The organism is Pirellulales bacterium (assembly GCA_036490175.1).
Lineage (GTDB): Bacteria > Planctomycetota > Planctomycetia > Pirellulales > JACPPG01 > JACPPG01.
Genome location: DASXEJ010000053.1, coordinates 1 through 18,832, shown reverse-complemented (window position 1 = coordinate 18,832; position 18,832 = coordinate 1). Strand labels below are relative to the sequence as shown.

Sequence of the window (18,832 nt, the reverse complement as noted above, 5' to 3'; positions counted from 1 at the left end):
ATTGAACGTCTGGTCGGCATTCAGGCTGAGTGGCTGATCGCCCGTGCCATCGCCATAGTTGACGGTGGCGGTCCACGAGTCTCCAACATCGGGATCGACGAAGGAACCGCTCGAAGTGTAGGTGTCCCCCTCATTGATCGTGGCGTTGGGGGCGAGCGTGACAACCGGCGCGGTGCCGCCGCCAGTGTTGTTGACGACGATTACGCTCGCCTGGGCGTAACCGTACCCGCCGTCCTTGTCCTCTGCACCCAGGTAGATGTCGTACGTGCCCGGATCGGTAGGCGTGAAGGTGAAGTCCGAGGAGTAACTAACGAAATAGTCGTTGTCGTTGTCCTCGTTATAGGCTTGCCAGGCATATAGGAAACCCGCGGCGGTATCGATAGGCGAGATGTCAGTGGCTGTAGCCGAAAGGTTGATCTGCACACCGACCGTGCCTTGGGCCGGAACGCCAAGGATCGTAGCGACGGGGGGAACATCGGACGCATAGACGTGCACGACAGCCGTGCCGACGCCGCCGTCGCTATCGGTCACCGTGAACGTAACCGTGTATGTGCCGTTATCGTCGGGGGTGAAGCTGAAAGTGGAACCGCTGCCGTCGGCGATCACTTGGCCGTTGTCGGCATCCACATGCCAGTTGAGGGTGTGGGTGTCGAGAGTGCCGGGATCGGTGAAAGAGCCAGTCAAGGTGACCAGGTCTTCTTCGTTGACGTATTGGTCGTCGCCGGCGCTGACGACCGGCGCCACGTTGGCCACGGTGAGCGTCGTAGCAGTCGATGTGACCACGTGCCCCTGGCCGTCGTTGACGCGAACTTCGACATTGAATGTGCTGGGGCCATTGACGATTCCCAGGGCGCCAAGCTGTGCCCAGGAGAGCGTCGGGTTCGCGCCGGTCGCGTCGCCGAAGACGCCGTCGCCATTGATGTCCCAGGAGTAAGTGAGCGGGTCGCCGTCTGGATCGCTGGAATGCGTCGCGTCGAGCGTAAGCGAATCCCCTTCGTTGATTGTGTACGGGCCGCCGACGCTGACCGTGGGAGCCTGATTCGGGGCGACGGTACCGCCGATGAGTTGTAAGTCAGCCGAAAACTCGGACGTGTTGTTTGACGGGTCGGTCGCTGTGGCGCTGATGAACTGCCCGACCCGCGCAGCGGTGGAGAACGTGAAAACGAACGTGGAGTTGCCGTTGGCGTCGGTCGTAAGCTGGCGCGTACCGAGTAATGTCTGACCTTCGCCGAAACCCGAACTGTTTGCGTTCGCATTGGCGAAAAACTGCAGGGTATAGAATGTATTGGGCGCGCTGTTGAACGAGCCGGTGACGGTCGTGTGCACGCTGTCGGTGACGACCGTGGCTAGCACGGGGAAATTCTGCAGGTTGTTAGCACCGGTATCCGCGTCGCCTAGGTCGTTCGGAGTGACGCCATTGCCATTCAGGTCGATGCCGAGCACGCCGTTAGAGAAAATTGCGTTGGAGAGAATGCCGAGGCCCTGGGCCGACGAGATTTCGACACCGTCGCGGGCGTTAAAGGCAATGGTATTTCCAGCGCCGCTGTCGGTGCCGCCGATGAGGTCGTCGCTGATAACGTAGCCCTGGGAAACTCCGATCGAGCTGAGCCCTATATCGATTCCGTCGTGGCCATTGCCCAACGGGTTGACGCCGTCAGCCTGCGTCCCGATCAGATTCCCCTGGATGACGTCGCCGGAAGTGGAAGCGTTGTACGCAGTACGGAGGATGCCGTCGCCGAAGTTGCCGGAGATCAGATTGCCGGCCCCGGGTTGGGTTCCACCGATGAGATTGGAATCGCCTTCGACGTCGATCCCCTGGTTGCCGTTACCAAAAGCGAGCGTTCCTGTGACGTCGGTGCCGATCTTGTTCCCCTGGACGACGTTCAATGATCCGACGATCGCGATGCCGACGGCATTGTCAGAGATGAGATTGCCGGCGCCCGGCTGCGTCCCGCCGATGGTGATGCCGGAGGTAGGCTCGACGTCGTTATCGTAAAGGTCAATTCCGATACCGCCACTGTTGGCGATTTCTTTCGTCCCGGTGGCGTCGGTGCCGATGAAGTTGCCCTGCACAACGCTCCCCTCGGCGGTGGTGAGCATCACGGCATTTCCCGAGTTCCCGGAAACAACGTTGCCGGCGCCCGGCGCCGAGCCGCCGAAAATGTTGTCGCCAATGAGGCTGACGCCATAGCAGTTGTATGCCACGCCGATGCCGTTGCCGAGTGCTTTGGTACCGGTGACATCGGTGCCGATGAAGTTGCCTTCGACAAGGTTGGGGGCTCCGGTATCGCCGAACTGGCGCTCAGGGCCTGTGACGGTCAAACCATTGACGTCATTTCCGGAGATGACGTTGCGCTCAGCCGGGGTGGTGCCCCCGATGCGATTGCCGTATCCGCTGACATAGACCCCATAACCATTTGTCTTAGCCACCGTGCCGGTGGGGTCGGTGCCGATAAAACAACCTTCGACGACGTTGTTATTCCCGTAAACATCGAGGGGGAAGCCACTATAAGCAAGCGCGTTCGATGGTTTATAGAACTGGTTGATGTCCAGGCCTTTGATGGTGCTGTCGTTCGTGGCGAGATAAAGGCCGATGAGCAGAAATGGAGAGCCAGAAAGGTCGCTCTGCTCCATCTTGTTGCCGGAGATTTGGATGAGCGGCGTGCCGGCGTAGCCGGGCTGGGTCGTGCCGTCGATAACGACCGAATCGAGAATCGCCGGCAGCGGCGTCAACGGAGCGATCGTTTGCACGCCACCACCAGGAATGTTGAATTGGATCGTGTCGAGCCCCGGATGCGCGTCCGCCGCGAGGATCGCATCGCGCAAGGTGACGTGCGCGGGATTATAAGCACCGTCGTCGGTATCGTCGGTGGAATTCACGACGAAGACATTGCCCAGCACGTCGCCAACGGCGACGCGCAACGAGAAACCTGAGGTATCGTTGCCGGCAACATTGGTGGCGGTGCTGGTAATGAGCTGCCCGTTGGCGACCGCTACGCTCAGCATCGCTGTGAAATCGGCGTGGCCGTTATCGTCGGTCGTGACCGTCGTGCTGCCCAGATAGGTCTGACCCTGGCCGTAGCCGGATGGTGTGGGAGCCGGGTTGCTGAAGAACTGAATGAGGTACGTTGTGTCCGGCGCGCTGTTGAGGTATCCGGAAATGGTCGTTTGGCCCGCCGTGCTAATTGCCGAGGAAAGAACTGGGTAGTTCTGTGGGCTGCGGTCGACGCCGGGGCCGTCATTAAGGACAGAGACCCCCTGGTAATCGATCCCGACGTAGGCATTGTCATAGATGCTGTTAGAGAGGAACGCGCCTGCAGAATAGGTGTCGATGCCCGAGTTGTAATTGTACGCGATGACGTTCCCGTCGCCAGGATCGAGCCCGCCGACGGTCGTGTTGCCACCACCGTACAACCTGATGCCGTCTTGGGCGTTGCCAAGCGGACTGATGCCGTCGGCGGCGACACCGATCAGGTTTCCCTGGATCGCCAGCGAATCGGTAGACGAAACAACGATGCCGACGACGTTATTGCCGGAAATCACATTGGCGGCATCGGGCGTGGTGCCGCCAATGATGCCATCTCCGGCGTCGACAAGAATACCGTAGCCATTCCCTTCGGGCAGCAGCCCGCTGGGGTCGGTGCCGAGGTAGTTTCCCTCGATCGTGAAGCCATACGGCTGTATGTAGCCGTTTTGGACTAGCGCAATGCCGCCGCCCGTAAAGCGATTGATAACCAGGCCGCGAATCGTGGTGTTCGTCGCACTGACGTTCAGCCCGCCGCCCGCCGCGTCCATGCCGCTGATCTCGATAAGCGGTTTGCCGGCGTAGCCCGGCTGCGTGGTGCCGTCGATCGTTACGGAGTTGGTGATGGTCGGCAGTGTCGACAGCGGCGTGATCGTGTGTACGCCGCCACCGGGGATATCGAAATCAATCCGGTTGTTGTTTGGGGAACTATTCGAGTCGAGGATCGCTTGACGCAATGAACCTGGGCCGCTGTCGTTGGTATTGGTGACGTCGAAGTGGACTTGGAAGGCCGGGCCGCCCGAGTCGACAATCGTGCCGTTGGCCGTCTGGTCATCATCACCGATCTGGCCGTCGACGAAATGCAGCGTAATGACGTTGCCATTGATCTCGGCGCCGGTCTGGCCGAAGTAGTCCCAGTAATACCACTGAGGAGTTGGGTCGCCAGGCAGTGGGCCATAGCGAAAGTACTCGTAGTTGAGCGGTGTGCTCCCGGCCGGCAGGATCTCTTGCACGTCGACCGACCCGCCCGGCGCGACACCATTAACGGTGAACCCGAAGAAGCCCTGGTCGAACGCCGCATCCGGAGCGTCGTTGGGGGAAGGATTCGCTATCGCGGTGACATTACTTAAGGTCGTCCCGGCGGGGGACGCGAGCGTGATGTACTGGCCGCTGACGGCACTCTGGAATGAGGCAACGTTGGGTTCCTGGCTGTCGGGTATACCGTCGTCGTTGGCATCGCCGCCATTGGGCGCATCGTCTTCGGTCTGGTCGCCGATTCCGTCGCCGTCGGTATCCTGCTGCACCAAGATCGCTTGCGAGAATTCCGAAGTGTTTCCGGCGGGGTCGGTGGCAGTGGCGGAGATGAACGTGCCGGCGGCCACACTGCCGGGCAAAGTCACGTCGAATGTCGCCACGCCGCTGGCGTTGGTCGTGACGATTGCATCTGCTAGATAGCGGTCTCCCTGACCGTAGCCCGAGGCATCGGGCTGGTCCAGATTGAAGAATTGCAGTGTGTAGGTCGTATTTGCCGCGCTCGACAGTGATCCGGCGATGATTTGGCTGCCCCCGGTGGTGGCCATGGTCAAGACCGGGAAGTTTTGCAGATTGTTGGGTCCTGTGTCGGTGTCCAGATCGCCCTGGTCGTCGTTGGGCGTGACGCCGTCGCCGCCGAGATCGATGCCCAGCCCATCGTTGCCGGAGATGTTGTTGCGTAGAATCGCGTTGCCGGTTCCGGAAGTGATCGAGACGCCGGCGCTGCCATTGAGCAAAATTGTATTGCCATCGCCGTCGTTTGGCCCCCCGACCGCATTGTTCGAGCTGCTCTTAATATTGACGCCGTAGCTGCCACTGTTGGTGATGGTGTTGGCCGTTAGTGTGTTTCCCGTGGCGTTGTCGATAATGCCGACCCCGACAGGATTGCCGCGGATCGTGTTGTCTTGGATGGTATTATTGCTTGATCCGTCGATGCCGATGCCGGCCAAAGCGTTGCCGTCGTCGCTGTTGTACTGGCCGTCGTCGGTGCCGATATCGTTGCCGATGACTTTGTTGTTGTTGGACTGTCTGAGGATTTCCACGCCGACGTTTTGGTTGAGCGAAATAAGATTACCATCCGCGGCGGTGGCTCCGCCGACTGTATTCATCGTCGCGCCATTCGTGATCTGGATGCCGTCTGCGACATTATTGGTAATGTCGTTGCCCGAGACGACGTTTCCCTGCGTGTCGGCATTTTCGATGAGGACGCCGTTTGCATTGCCGCGGATGTCGTTATTCTGCACGGTGTTATTGCTGGCATCCAAAATATCAATGCCAGTGTACGTATTACCGTCGGCGGCGTTGAACTGACCGTCGTCGTCGGTGCCGATGAGGTTGGCGTCTGCTGGATCGACATCGCCAATGGCATTATTCGTCGCGCCGGACCAGATAGTGATGCCTGTCGCGTTATTGGTGATAATGTTCGCCAACAGGGTGTTATTGCTGGCGTTGTCGATAAGGCCGACGCCGGTGGCGTTACCGCGGATAACGTTGCGCTGGATGGTGTTGTAGCTGGAGTTGTCGATGCCAATTCCGGCCAGGTCGTTGCCGGCGCCCTGGATGAACTGGCCATTGTCGTCGGTTCCGATCCAATTGCCGGCGATCGTGTTGGTATGCGACAGGCTGAGGATTTCGACGCCGACCGATCCATTCTCCGAGATCAGGTTGCCGTCCTGCGCCGTTGTGCCTCCGATCGTATTTTCGTACGTGCCGCTTGTGAGCTGCACGCCGTCGCCGGTGTTATTGGCGATGGTATTACCGATTACGCGGTTGGCGCTACTGTCTGAATTCTGGATGAGGACGCCGACGGAATTGCCGCGTATCGAGTTGTCCTGAATGGTGTTGTTGATGGCGTCGCTGATGAGCACGCCCTGCTGGGCGTTGCCCGCGTCTTCCTGATAGTCTCCGTTGGCGTCGGCGCCGATGTCGTTTCCGACCACCTGATTTCCGGCAGAACTGGTATCGATCGTGACGCCGGTCCCCAGGTTGGCGTTGATGACATTGGTGTCGCCGGCGGCCAGGTCGCCAATGACGTTGCTGGCGGAGCTGAAGGTGACGTCAATGCCATCGCCTGCGTTGGCAATGACGTAGTTGCCGAGGATCGAATTCCCGTTGGCGCCGCTGAGATAGAGGCCGCCTTCCTGGTTGTTGTCGATGTCGTTGTTCTGGATCGTATTGTGGGATGTGCTGTCGAGGTCGATGCCGTAACTGGCGTTGCCTAGTTTTGCCAGCAGAGTTCCGTCGGCGTCGGTGCCGATGTCGTTGGCCAGGATCTGGTTGTCGTGGGCCTGACCGTTGATCGAGATCCCGAAGCTGCCATTGCCATCGATGATATTGTCGCCGGCCCCCACGGTGGCGCCGACGATGTTGCCTGATGCGCCGTCGGTGATTTCGATTCCGTCGTTCGCGTTGGCGCCGATATTGTTGTCTTGCAGTTCGTTGCCGGTCGAACCGGCGCCGCTGATCAGAACGCCGATGCCGAGGAGCTGCCTGGCGGGATCGGCCGCGGTGCTCTCGATGTAGTTTCCCTTCGAGGTGCCGAAATTGCCAATGTTGTTGAGCGACGAATTGACGATCTCGATACCATAGCCCTGGTTGGGGGCAGGGGTTGCGGGACCTTCGGGGTCAAGGATGACTCCGATCTGGTCGTCGCTGACGACGGTGCCGCCGGAGCTGCCGGCGAGGTAGATTCCGGCGCTGGTGTTGTCGCCGATGACGTTAGCGTCGTCGTCGGTTCCGTCGCCGATGTAGTTCCCGAAGGCGAGATTGGTAACTTCGACGCCGATGGCGTTGGGAGCGGGGTCGTCATTCACATCTACGCCGATGACATTGTCGTAGACCGCATTCAGGACGGCATCCGATCCCTGGATCAAAATGCCGGCATTGGTATTGCCGCTGATGAGGTTCCCGTCTCCGTCATCGGTGCCGCCGATGAAGTTGCTGGACCCATCGTTGATCTCCACGCCATTTGCGTTATTTGGCAAACGTGTCGATCCGTCCGATCCCAATCCAATGTAATTTCCCAGTACGTGATTGTCGTGCGCATCCGCGCCCACGATCAATATGCCGTTTTGATCATTGTTTGCGATGACATTTCGAGTCGCCTCGTCGGTGCCGCCGACAGTGACCGAAGACGAGTTTGAAATGACAACGCCGTTGCCGCCGTTGGAAAGGTCGTTCACGCCGATGCTGTCGGTGCCGATCTCGTTGCCGAGCACCTTCACGTCGCTCGAACCTTGGTCGATTACGACTCCGTCCTCAATGTTGCCCGAAATGAGATTGCCCAGAGATATGAGTGTTGTGTTACTTCCCGGCTCCGTCTCACCGACAGACACGTTTGACGAACTGTAAATTGCCACCCCGGCGCCATTGTTGCTCAGCGCGTCGGTCCCTTCTTTGTTGGTGCCGATCAGGTTATCAGTGATACTGACGTCGTTCGCCTGGTCGATGTTGATGCCGTCAGCGCCATTTCCAGAGATATAATTCCCGGCTCCAGGCAGGTCGCCGCCAATGCCAACGTTGTTCGGCCCGTCATTCTGGCCGGCGAATGACAGAACTGAAATGCCATACCCCTCATTCTTCACGGCGGTGTTTCCGCTTGCGTCGGTGCCGATGTAGTTGCCGACGATCGTGGTGTTGTCGACCACACCCGCGACGACCAATCCGTTGCCGCGATTTCCCGAGATGACATTGGCGCCCTTGACAACGCCGTCTTCGGTTCCGTCGGAATCGTCATCGGCGCCGATCCAGTTATCGGAGACCAGCACGTCGGAGTTTGCGCTGTCGTTGCGGAGCGAGATTCCGTTGGCATTTCCCAGGTCGGCTCCGGCGTTGCCGTCTTTGTCGACCCCGATGCGGTTGCCCTGCACGAAGTTTTGAGTCGCGCTTTGGCCAATGTTGTCCAAAGCGTCGATGCGAACGCCATCGCCGATATTGGCGGAGATGACGTTGCCGGATCCGTCGACGAGGCCGCCGATAAGGTTGTTGCTTCCGCCATTGATGAAGACGCCGTCGGTGCTGTATTCACTCGGAGCGGAAGCGTCGTTCGTGCCGTTGCCAATTGCTGTTTCTCCGTCGGCGCCAACGCCTATGTAATTGCCCTCCACGGTGTTGTCGGAACCGCCTTCGATCCAGACTCCGGCGTCGCCATTGCCAGAGATGACATTGCGCAGCGCGGCGGTGGTGCCGCCGACCGTGTTGCCGGAAGCGAAGCCATCGGTCGTATCGCCGGCCACCGCGCCCAGGGCTACGCCGTTTACCTGGTTGCCCAAGGCGAGCAGACCGGTGACGTCGGTGCCGATCAGGTTGCCCTGGATGAGGTTGCCGGTGCAGAATTGATCGGCCAGGAAGACGCCGCTCTGTCGGTTACCCGAAATCAGGTTGCCCGAGATGATGTTGTCGGGCGAGAAGAGCAAATGAATGCCGGCCTGGTTTCCCTCAGCGATCGTCCCGCTGGGATCGGTGCCGATATAGTTGCCTTCAATGATGTTGTTCCCCTCAGTGTCGTTTTCGGCGATGACGATGCCGTCGTACCCGAAGCTGTGGATGTCGAGCCCGTCGATCGTGTTGTCGCCGACGACGATCTGCAGCCCATTGGCGTTTCCGGCCTTGCTACCATCGATCTCGATCAGCGGCGTACCTGTGTAACCAGGCTGTGAATCTCCGTTGATCGTGAGCGGATCGGTGATTGCGGGGAGTTGAGTAAGCGGAGTGATCGTCTGCACGCCGGACCCGGCAATGGCGAAGTCAATTGTGTCGGTGCCAGGGTTGGCGTTGGCCTGCGTAATGGCATCGCGCAAGGAGCCTGCGCCGCTGTCTGCGGTACTGGTCACCGAAAACACCGTGAGCAGACGCCGCTCTTCGAGAGGCTCGATTCTCAACCGCGTAAATGTATGCCGCAGGCGGCTGGGACGATGCCGATTCGTTAGAAGCTTCTTCATGTCTTCCCCTCGGGCGCGGTAAGTATCGTGCCGGCAACGACGTCTAGATCCACGGTCGAGACAGGGCCGTCGCTCGAACCAGGTCGGCGAAGCCTTGCCATGTCCGAAACACCCCCCCGATCGAGCAGCCGGATGCCTCTGAAAATCGCTCCTAGGTGCGTCAAAAGCAGGTAGTTCGCGGGAACCGGCCGACCGGCCCTGATTACGAATGCGACGTCTGCGGTGGAATTACTGCCAAATATTTGAAAAGTTTCTCGAACTGCACCGGTAATTGGATTCGGCGATCGGAAAACTAGGGCGTGGATAGCACGATGCGTGCGGGCAGTTATCATGGACGACGATGGCCGACTTAACCCAGATTCTTTCCAGGATCGAGCGCGGCGACCCACAAGCGGCCGAAGAGCTATTGCCCCTCGTCTACGCGGAGCTGAGGCGGTTGGCCGCTCGCAAATTGGCTGCTGAAAAGCCTGGGCAGACGCTGGACCCAACTGCGCTCGTTCATGAAGCCTATTTGCGTCTGGTTCCCCAGCAGGTCGGCGCTGGTGGGCAAGGACGTTGGGATGGCCGTGGCCATTTCTACGCGGCTGCGGCCGAAGCTATGCGGCGAATTCTTGTCGAGAGAGCCCGCCGTAAAAACCGCATCAAGCACGGGGGAGAATTCGAGCGGGTCTCAGCGGACGATTTCGATCTGGCCGCAGCCGCCACCGACGACGATGTACTGGCAGTCCACGAGTCGCTGGAAATGCTCGCCGAGATCGATCCTCAGGCAGCCGAGCTCGTAAAGCTGCATTTTTTCGCGACTTTGACGCTGGACGAGGCGGCGACGTTACTGGGCATTTCCAGCCGGACGGCTTATCGGGATTGGGCTTTCGCCCGCGCGTGGCTTGCCCGGAAGCTCGGCCGGTCCCAGGATTGAACCGTTCGGCAGGAATTAGTTGCCGAAATTTTGGCAGTCGACGGCCGTTTTCATCGCATACGTAAGTACGGGTCCTTTGGGAGGGGCGCGCGCAATGAAATCTCACGCTTCCGACGCGAAATCCATTTTCGGCCAGGCCATCGAGATTCGCTCGGCGAGCGATCGAGACGCCTTTTTGAACCAAGCTTGCGGCGATAACGCCGCGTTGCGGTCGGATGTCGAGGGGCTTATTCGCGCGCTGGAAAACGCTGGAGATTTTCTCAAGCATCCGGCAGCACCGGAGGTAGCCGCCGCGACATTCGAGCTGCTGCCGGACAGCGCGGGGGCTGTCATCGGCCCCTACAAGCTGCTGGAGGAAATCGGGGAAGGGGGGATGGGCGTCGTCTACATGGCAGACCAGCAGACCCCGGTCCGCAGGCGCGTAGCTCTGAAAATCATCAAGCCGGGCATGGACACCCGGCAGGTGATCGCTCGCTTTGAGGCCGAACGTCAGGCCTTAGCCTTGATGGACCACCCGAACATTGCCCGCGTCCTGGATGCGGGGGCCACCGAAGCGGGCCGTCCGTATTTCGTCATGGAGCTGGTTCGCGGTATCCCGATCACAGAGTATTGCGATCAGGCGCAATTGTCCGTGCCCGAACGTCTCGATCTGTTTGTTCAGGTTTGCAACGCGGTCCAGCACGCTCATCAAAAAGGGATTATCCATCGCGATCTCAAGCCTTCCAATGTCCTGGTTACGGTGCTCGACGGTCGGCCCGTGCCAAAAGTGATCGATTTTGGCGTCGCTAAGGCGACGAATCAGCAGCTTACGGACAAGACGCTATTCACGAACTTTACCCACATGATCGGGACTCCCTTGTACATGAGCCCCGAGCAAGCCGAGTTGTCGGCGATCGATATCGACACGCGCAGCGACATCTATTCGCTGGGAGTATTGCTGTACGAGCTGCTGACGGGCATGACGCCGTTCGATCGAGAGCGGATCCGAGAAGCCTCTCACGAAGAAGTTCGCCGCATCATTTGTGAAGAGGAGCCGCCGAAACCGAGCGCTTTCGTCGACACGCTGGGGAATACCCGCACCACGGTCGCGGCGCAACGCAAGGTCGAGGCTGGTCGCTTGGCGCAAGTGCTGCGCGGGGATCTCGACTGGATCGTGCTGAAGACGCTGGAAAAAGACCGCACGAAGCGCTACGAAACCGCCAGCAGTCTGGCGCGAGACATCGAACGCTATTTGCGCGACGAACCGGTCGATGCTCATTCGCCCTCGGCGATTGACCGCTGCCGGAAGTTCGTGCGCCGCAACCGCGTGCCTCTAACGACGGCGCTAGTTGTTGCTCTGGCACTGATCGGTGGCATTGTCGCTAGCACGTGGCAAGCAATCCGCGCGACGCGCGCCGAGCGGCTGGCCGAGGCCGAGCGCAGCGAAGTTGCGAAGCAGCATTCGGCGGCGGAAGCTAATTTTCAACAGGCTCGTGAAGCCGTGAATGATTACTTCACGTCGGTCAGCGAAAGCAAACTGTTGAACGTGCCCGGCTTGCAACCACTGCGCAAAGAGTTGTTGGATACGGCGCTGTTGTACTACAAACGGTTTATCGAAGAGCATGGCGATAATCCGGCGCTGCAAGGAGAACTTGCCGCTACCTACATTCGGGTTGGCAATATTACGAGCGCAATTGGCATTCCGGACGACGCCGTGGCCGCGTTCGACAAGGCAATTGAACAGTACCAGCGGCTTGTGGACCGCGAACCAATTAATATCGACTATCAGACCGGCTTGGCGCTGGCCTTCCATTGGCGCGGAAGAGTGCTGGCCGGGACGCCCGATTTGACCGGCGCCGAGGCCGCGTATCGCCAAGCGCTGTCCATCTATGAACGGCTCGCCAACCAACAGCCGAATACGGCCGAGTACGCGGCCAAATCGGCTAGCGTCTCGGCGAGCCTTGGCGCATTGCTATCGGTGCTGAATCGCGCTACGGAATCCGAGGCGGTGCTCCGCCATGCGCTGTCGATTTACGAACCCTTACTAAAGGGATCTTCCGGCACCACGGTATACGAGGCAGGCGTGGCGAAGTCGTATTGGTACCTGGGAGAAGTACTGCGAAGCGTAGGACGATTGCAGGAAGCAGAAGCGGCGGGCCTGCGCAGCGTGGAATTATACGAGAAATTAGTGCGCGATCACCCGACTTATACTGAGTACCGTGCTCAACTGGGCAATGCGTACAACGCCTTGTACGTGGTGCAAATCGATTTGGATCGGCTGCCTGACGCCGAGGTGTCATTCAAGCGAACGGTTGACATTTACGAGGCGCTGGCCCGAGAGAACCCGAGCGTGCCCGACTACCGTACCGATTTGGCGCACAAATATTTCAACTTCGGCTACCTGCAACGACTGAACGACCAACGTGCCGAGGCCGAAACATCCTACCGCCATTCACTGGAGATATACGAGCAGCTCGATCGAGAGCATCCAGGGATCGGGCTGCACCTGGTTGGATTAGGAACGGGGCACTTGCATCTGGGCATCCTATTGGTCGAGGCGCACGATAGCGACGAAGCGACGAGGAACTGGAAATTAGCCAGGGATTACTTCAGCGCGGCCGTAACGGCGGGCTATGTGACGGTCGACGTGTTCTCCGGCTGGGGTGATTCGCTTGCCATGCTCGGCCAGTGGCAGGAAGCAACGCAGCCATTCGCGCGAGCCGTCGCTGTCAGTGGTTACTCGTGGAAAACACTCTACCAACTCGCCATGTTGCAATTGGCCGCTGGCGACATGGTCGGATATCGAACCACTTGCGCCGATTTCTTTAATCGCTTCGGGACTAGCGAGGGCCTGGCTGAGCAAGCCGGCATCGCCATGGCGTGCATGGCGGGAGAGCGAGCCTTACCTGATATGCAGAGCGCACTGGCAATCGGTAAGCGCGTGGCCGCCATCGATCCCCGTAATCCCGTGTTCCAGACCCTGTACGGCTCGTTGCAATATCGGGCGGGCCAGCCCAACGAAGCGATCGCGACGTTATCCAAGGCGCTGCCAATGCATGCGTTTGCCGAATTGGCAGCGCCCAGGCGACTCGACCAGATTCGCATCAGCAGGCTGACAGCCGAGACAATCCTGACGCTCGCGTACGGCGATATCGGTGACCAGGAAGCGCAAGCAAAGCAGCTGGAGTCGCTGTCGAAGCTCGTGGCAAAGCTCGATGTAACGATACCGCAACACAGCGAGGGAATCGCCAAGTGGGCGCTGCCGCTGGCCATACACCTGACTCACCGCCAGCTGGCGCAGCTCGACATGAAAACACCGTAGTACCCAAAGCCGACACCTGCACGGCGTTGCCACCCTCGCAATCATGCGGGCCCAGGAGGCATAGGCCGGTGGGTTATTACAACGTGCGATTGGAGGTTATTCCACAAACTCATCTCCTTGGTAAGCGAAACCAACTCGTTCCAGGGTGCTGGTGACGCTGAAGGTCTCACGCACACGCGTGGAACTCACGTCCTATCAATCTCAATCACGTTACATGTGCGGCGTACGCAGAACGGCACAAGCGGGTTACCGCGGCGGAGAATCCCACGACTTTTGTTCTTACCGGCGTGCAGATCCCGCCGCCGCGCGTGGCTGACGTACTGGTCGACGCCACCACTTGGACACCCGCCTATCTGGGCGCGCTGGCCACCGCTGAATTGGGCAACGGCAGCGGCTACGCGATCCCCGTAGGCTCGGCGGTGCAGCTCCAGACGCTACCCTGGCGGTGTAACCCGGCTGGCGCGGTATCGCAGAGTCGGCGAAAACAAACCCAATTGATTTTGGCAAATCCAGGACACGAAAAATGGGTGGAACCGGAAGCGGCTTCCGTGGGCAGAGGAAGTTGACGGTGGAAGAATCGTTTTCGATCCGCATGACCGATTTCTATCGGCGACGTCGTTCTCGAGCGTCTGGAACCCTGACATGGACAAGTTGCAACTGTATTCAATGTCGTGTCCAATACGTCGTCGAGTTTCAGCGGCCTTCGAGGATCTCCCTGGAATATCGCCGCGGTGACGACGCCATTCGGCTTCTGATTTACCTGCAGACTACCGAGACCAAGTTCGACGGCGATCGATGGTGGTTCACTCCCTTGAAACTTGCTGGCGTGGGGAGCGTCAGTGGCGCGTACAGCACGAGTGAGGGATAGAGCGTGGATCCATACGCTAATGCGCTACAGAGGGCCGTGATGGTGAAGAGCGTGTCGTAGCGTCATCTCCAGCAGACCGCTGCGTTCGGTAAGGATCCACGGCAAGGTCGTACCCATGGGGTGGCAATCGCCCTCCTGGTTCTCATCCTAGGACGATACGATGGAAAACACAGCAGCCTCACTGGCCGGTAATTACCGGATTGCGTTCCTAAGCGGCCCCGTCACTACCGCGTTTTCCCGAGAGCAAACGCCAGTAAATGAGACGCTTTGCAATAGTGCCTAGTAGGTGTAAAATAGCGGTATTCCCCGAGAAAATGGGCTGAAACACCCAAGGACGCGGTGCGTTTTCCCAAGCTGGATGTCGACGGTTCGAGTCCGTTCGCCCGCTCTTCTTGCAACCCGTTGACAGCGATTGTCAGCGGGTTGTTTTGTTTGACTGAGTAACTACTTGCGTCGGCGCGCAGCGATTCGTCCCGTTCTTGTCGATTGTCTGTCATTTTGACAGCAGTTGACCAGGATTTACTACGCTCGCCAGCTCTCGGTGCAACGGGCCTTTCAATTCGATCGTCTGTCCCAGTTGCCAGTTGTTCTTGCGGCGATGGCCCACTGAGGGGCAACGCCGGCAACGCATCGAGCGCGGCGTGAACGTCGAGCAGCTTGGGATTGGTATAAACATTCATCGTCAGACCAATGTTGCCGTGCCGCATGCCGACCAGCAACAAGGCCGCACCGCACGCGTCACCAAGGGCCGGTCGGACAAAGGCCCGCCGCAGGTCGGCTATCGCTGCTTACCTACACCCCATATCGGGGGAGCGCCTCATCATAAGACAGAACAGTCGGACGACTTCAAGATACCGTTCTGCGCGATTCGGAAAGGCAGAGCGTGATCACGATATACCTGTACCGCGGTCCGCGCCACCATCAACCCTTCGAGACCGAAACAAATTCTGCCTGCCCGTTTCGTCGCGAAATTAAGCACACTGCGCAGCTTGCGGCGGCCTCGTGTGCCTCGAATCGCCTGCCATCGGCTTGGCAGTTACGGCCGCTCACTACGCTGTCGCCTAAAGATTTGCGGCATTCGCGATGGTCCTATTGCCCCCGAGTGCGATTGTTCGATCGGAGAAAAACCCGTCAAGGATTTGCACACGGCCGCAAAAGTTTTCTTCCGATAGCGTCTGAACTTGCGTGCAAGCGCTTGAATTGCACCGGCGTTTTCTGCAACAATTCAAAAAGCAGCGACTTCGACCGCAGTGACACCCTAACGCGTCGGCACCGTTCCTGATGGCACGCGGGAACCGTCCATCAGGCCGCCGCCGGTAGATCGTCTCGGCCGGTGTGGGGTACCAGGTGCATCGCCCGTTTGTGAACCATGACGGTTCAGTCCGGCTCCCAGTGCGCGCCGATCCCGCTTATGGCCACAGATATCTCCATAGAGACTGGCGCCGACGACGACCCGACGCGACCCAACTTCTGCTCCAAGGAGGAATGGGAAGCGTTCAAGGAAGTCACAGGCTTGACGAAGCGACACGCTGAGGTCGTCGGGCTCAAGGTCCAGGGAAAGGAGGCGAAGGAGATTCAGGAGATCCTGGAAATCAGCGGCTCGACGCTCCGCGATCATCTCTATGAAAGCCGCGACCGCCTGTCAGCCAGCACCGTCAAAGAAATTCCCTACCGGGCGGTTGAAGCGATCCTGGTCGTGAAGCTGTCCCCTCGTCAAAAGTGACGACGGCAAAAGCGCTGACGGCAACAATGCCGAATTTCGGTGGCGCCGGTCAAGGGATATTCTCCACAGTTCGGCTTCGCATTCGTTACGCCAGGAGGGCCTTGTATCGCGATGGATCTGCGGTGCGAGGCTCGTTTCTTTTGCCTCTCTGCACTGCACCTGGAGGGTCGCGACATGATTTGCAGCACGGCACGTCTGCCATATCGAGAACCCGACCCGACGCACCTTATTCTTGGCGAACATCACGGCCAACCTGCGCCAGGCGTCGGCTTTTCACCCTCGAAGCAAAGCCTTCATCGGGAGAAGGGACTGATCACGTACGACGGTGACGCGCACCTGATTACCGTCGCACCCACCCGCTCTGGCAAGGGAACCGGCGTCATTATTCCCAATCTGTTGCATTACCAAGGCCCCGTCGTCGTCATCGACCCCAAGGGAGAAAATTTCATGGTGACTGCTCGGCGGCGCCGTGAGATGGGACATCGTGTCATCAAGCTTGATCCATTTGGCGTGGTGGATGACCAGTCTGATTCGTTCAATCCGCTCGATATCTTTTCGCTGGCCGGCTCCGACCTGGAAACGGACTCACAATCTTTGGCCGAGCTTTTTGCCCGAGGCATAAAAGGCACCAAGGACCCGTTTTGGGATCTCAATGGGTGTGGTGCCTTGAGTGGATTGATTTGCTACGCAGGCGGGCTAAGTGACCCGGAAAAAGCGAACCTGGTGACGGTTGTGGAGAAGTTCTACGCCGAAGACGCTATTAACAGCCTGGCCTGCCTGCTTGATGCGGAAGGCAATACCATGTGCCCGTTTGCCTATCAGGAAATCGCCGCCCTCCTTCAAATGCCCGAGGTAACACGAGGTGGAGTGCTCGCAACTACGCAATCTTACCTGAAGGCATTTTTAAGCCCGCAAGTTTCACGCACATTGAAGCAAAGCAGCTTCCCTCTGAAGAGCGTCGTTGACGGCGATCCTATCGATATCTACATCATCCTGCCGCCATACCGCATCCACAGCCACAAGTCGCTCATCAAACTACAAGTCGCCGTGCTGTTGACCGCCGTGTTGAGCCGTCGGCATCGTCCTGCGCTTCGCACGTTATTCATCCTAGATGAGATTGCGCAGCTTGAGTCGTTTCCTTTGCTGGAAACGATGCTGACCCTTGCCGGCGGCTACGGTGCCTGGGTGTGGATGTTCGTCCAGGACCTAGCTCAGCTGCAAACCTGGTACGCGACGAGCTGGAAAACACTCGTGAATTCGTGCGGTGTGGTTCAAGCTTTCGGATTCCATAATCGGGACATGGCCATGCAGTGGAGCGGCTATTTGGACCACGGCTCCCATCACTTGCGCAATTTGCGCGCTGGTGAGCAAGTGCTGTCAATTCACGGCCGCGGTGAATTCCGCTGTCGGCGGCTCAACTATCTTGTTGATCATCGCTTCCAGGGCAGGTTTGATGCAAACCGGCTTTACGAGCAGCCCGATCGCGGACCATTTCCAGAACGCTGAGCCTCTGTGGCCGACGATTCGCCCACCTAACCCATTGAAATTGCTCGCCTCGACTCACGCCGCGCGATGGCTCTGGCCGCCGTGCGGCGTTTTTTATTGAGCCGTCATCGAACTGTCTTATTTCTTTCCTTGCGCGAATCGCGCGCGCGGTCAATGATTCTTAACCGTTGTCGGGGACAATGGAGCTGAGCAAAGGTTAGGGAGGACATTATGGCCAAGGCGAGTCTATCCATGTCGTTCCAGGGGCCGCCATTCGCCTCGAGTAACGGTGACACTTCGGGAGCGTCACAATTCGGTTGGCTTTATGACACAGCCGAGCGAGCAAATGGGGCTGCGGACAAAGGAACCCCGTCAGACCAGAGGGTGGGACGAGGCTTCAGTGGGTCGCTTCTTTACCATGGAGCGTATCAGGTTACGCGACTCTTCTTCCGCCGGGCGGCGAATCTCAGCATAAACGCAGATCGTCCGGTTCGATTCCGCCCTGTTCGGCGCGGCGCAACAGCGCCTCGCGTTGTTCGACGTCCAGTTAAAGGATTTCCTTCGAGACGGCACTCGGCAGACTGGGTGCGGCCTGCTGGTGTGCTCCCGCTCAGAAATTTTGTCTCAGTGGAAACTTAGCCGATGGCGAGCAAGCGAGCGTTGGTCATGCGGACTGCCGCCGCTTGCGCGACGCGATCAACAATCCGAGCGCGCCAACGGCGGCCATGACGCAGGACGATGGCTCGGGGACCGTGCTGAACGTAAAATTACTGACTAACTGTGTCGCGGTATCCAGGCCGGAGCCGCCCGTGAATCCAACGTAGGCCTGACTGCCAATAGCCGACAAATTCATTGACTGCGACTGGCTATAATTGCCGCCCGTAATGGTATCGTGCAAATAGGTTGAGAGCGTGGTCCCGTTGTAATCAATCGTCACCGCGATCGGATCGCCGCTGTTTAATGCAATGGCCCCAGTGGGCCCAAATGGACCAACGCTGCCATTAATACCGATGGCCGTGCCCGCGGGAGGAGTGAAACTTGTGTCAATGTTAAATTCCACGGCGATGCTCGGCGCGATTGCCGCGTTGAAGCCCGCCCCGTACCCGAGTGTCGAACCCCCGCCATAGGTGTACACAGTCGTTCCCCTTGGATCGTTCTGAATCACGAAGGCGATCCCATTACCCCCATTGGGCCCATTATTTCCGTTGGCTGCGTCTGTGTAGGTGAAGTTCGCGACGAATCGCCCGATGGACTGAGGAGCCTTGTAGAATGCGCTATTATTGCCGCTTACGTTCGCGGTCGTGACAGTCAATTGGTCGCCCG

At 58.9% G+C, this 18,832-nt stretch carries 8 protein-coding genes; 5 read left to right on the top strand and 3 right to left on the bottom strand.

What is annotated here, in order from left to right; translation table 11 throughout:
- A partial coding sequence (locus VGG64_03770; GenBank protein ID HEY1598691.1) for a right-handed parallel beta-helix repeat-containing protein occupies positions 1-9,216 on the bottom strand: 9,216 nt, incomplete at its 3' end.
- A 340-nt stretch (positions 9,217-9,556) separates the two neighbouring features.
- On the opposite strand from VGG64_03770, the gene VGG64_03765 reads away from it, so the two are divergent.
- From VGG64_03765 to VGG64_03755, 3 genes are all read left to right on the top strand, one after another.
- Positions 9,557-10,132, top strand: coding sequence for an ECF-type sigma factor (locus tag VGG64_03765; GenBank protein HEY1598690.1), 576 nt, complete (start codon positions 9,557-9,559; stop codon positions 10,130-10,132).
- A gap of 94 nt (positions 10,133-10,226) precedes the next feature.
- Positions 10,227-13,433 (top strand): protein kinase, encoded by a 3,207-nt coding sequence (locus VGG64_03760; GenBank protein HEY1598689.1) that lies wholly within the window; start codon positions 10,227-10,229, stop codon positions 13,431-13,433.
- A 568-nt stretch (positions 13,434-14,001) separates the two neighbouring features.
- On the top strand, positions 14,002-14,301 hold the full coding sequence (locus tag VGG64_03755; protein ID HEY1598688.1) for a hypothetical protein: 300 nt from the start codon (positions 14,002-14,004) through the stop codon (positions 14,299-14,301).
- 224 nt (positions 14,302-14,525) lie between these two features.
- On the opposite strand, the gene VGG64_03750 is transcribed toward VGG64_03755, so the two are convergent.
- A complete protein-coding gene (locus VGG64_03750; GenBank protein ID HEY1598687.1) occupies positions 14,526-15,023 on the bottom strand; it encodes a hypothetical protein in 498 nt (165 codons plus the stop codon).
- A gap of 689 nt (positions 15,024-15,712) precedes the next feature.
- Between VGG64_03750 and VGG64_03745 the strand changes: the two genes are divergently transcribed.
- Entirely contained in the window at positions 15,713-16,024 is a 312-nt protein-coding gene (locus VGG64_03745) for a helix-turn-helix transcriptional regulator (protein HEY1598686.1), read from the top strand.
- A 174-nt stretch (positions 16,025-16,198) separates the two neighbouring features.
- Positions 16,199-17,530, top strand: coding sequence for a type IV secretory system conjugative DNA transfer family protein (locus VGG64_03740; GenBank protein HEY1598685.1), 1,332 nt, complete (start codon positions 16,199-16,201; stop codon positions 17,528-17,530).
- A 643-nt stretch (positions 17,531-18,173) separates the two neighbouring features.
- Here VGG64_03740 and VGG64_03735 read toward each other — a convergent pair.
- Positions 18,174-18,832 (bottom strand): PEP-CTERM sorting domain-containing protein (locus VGG64_03735; GenBank protein ID HEY1598684.1); only part of this gene is annotated, 659 nt, incomplete at its 5' end.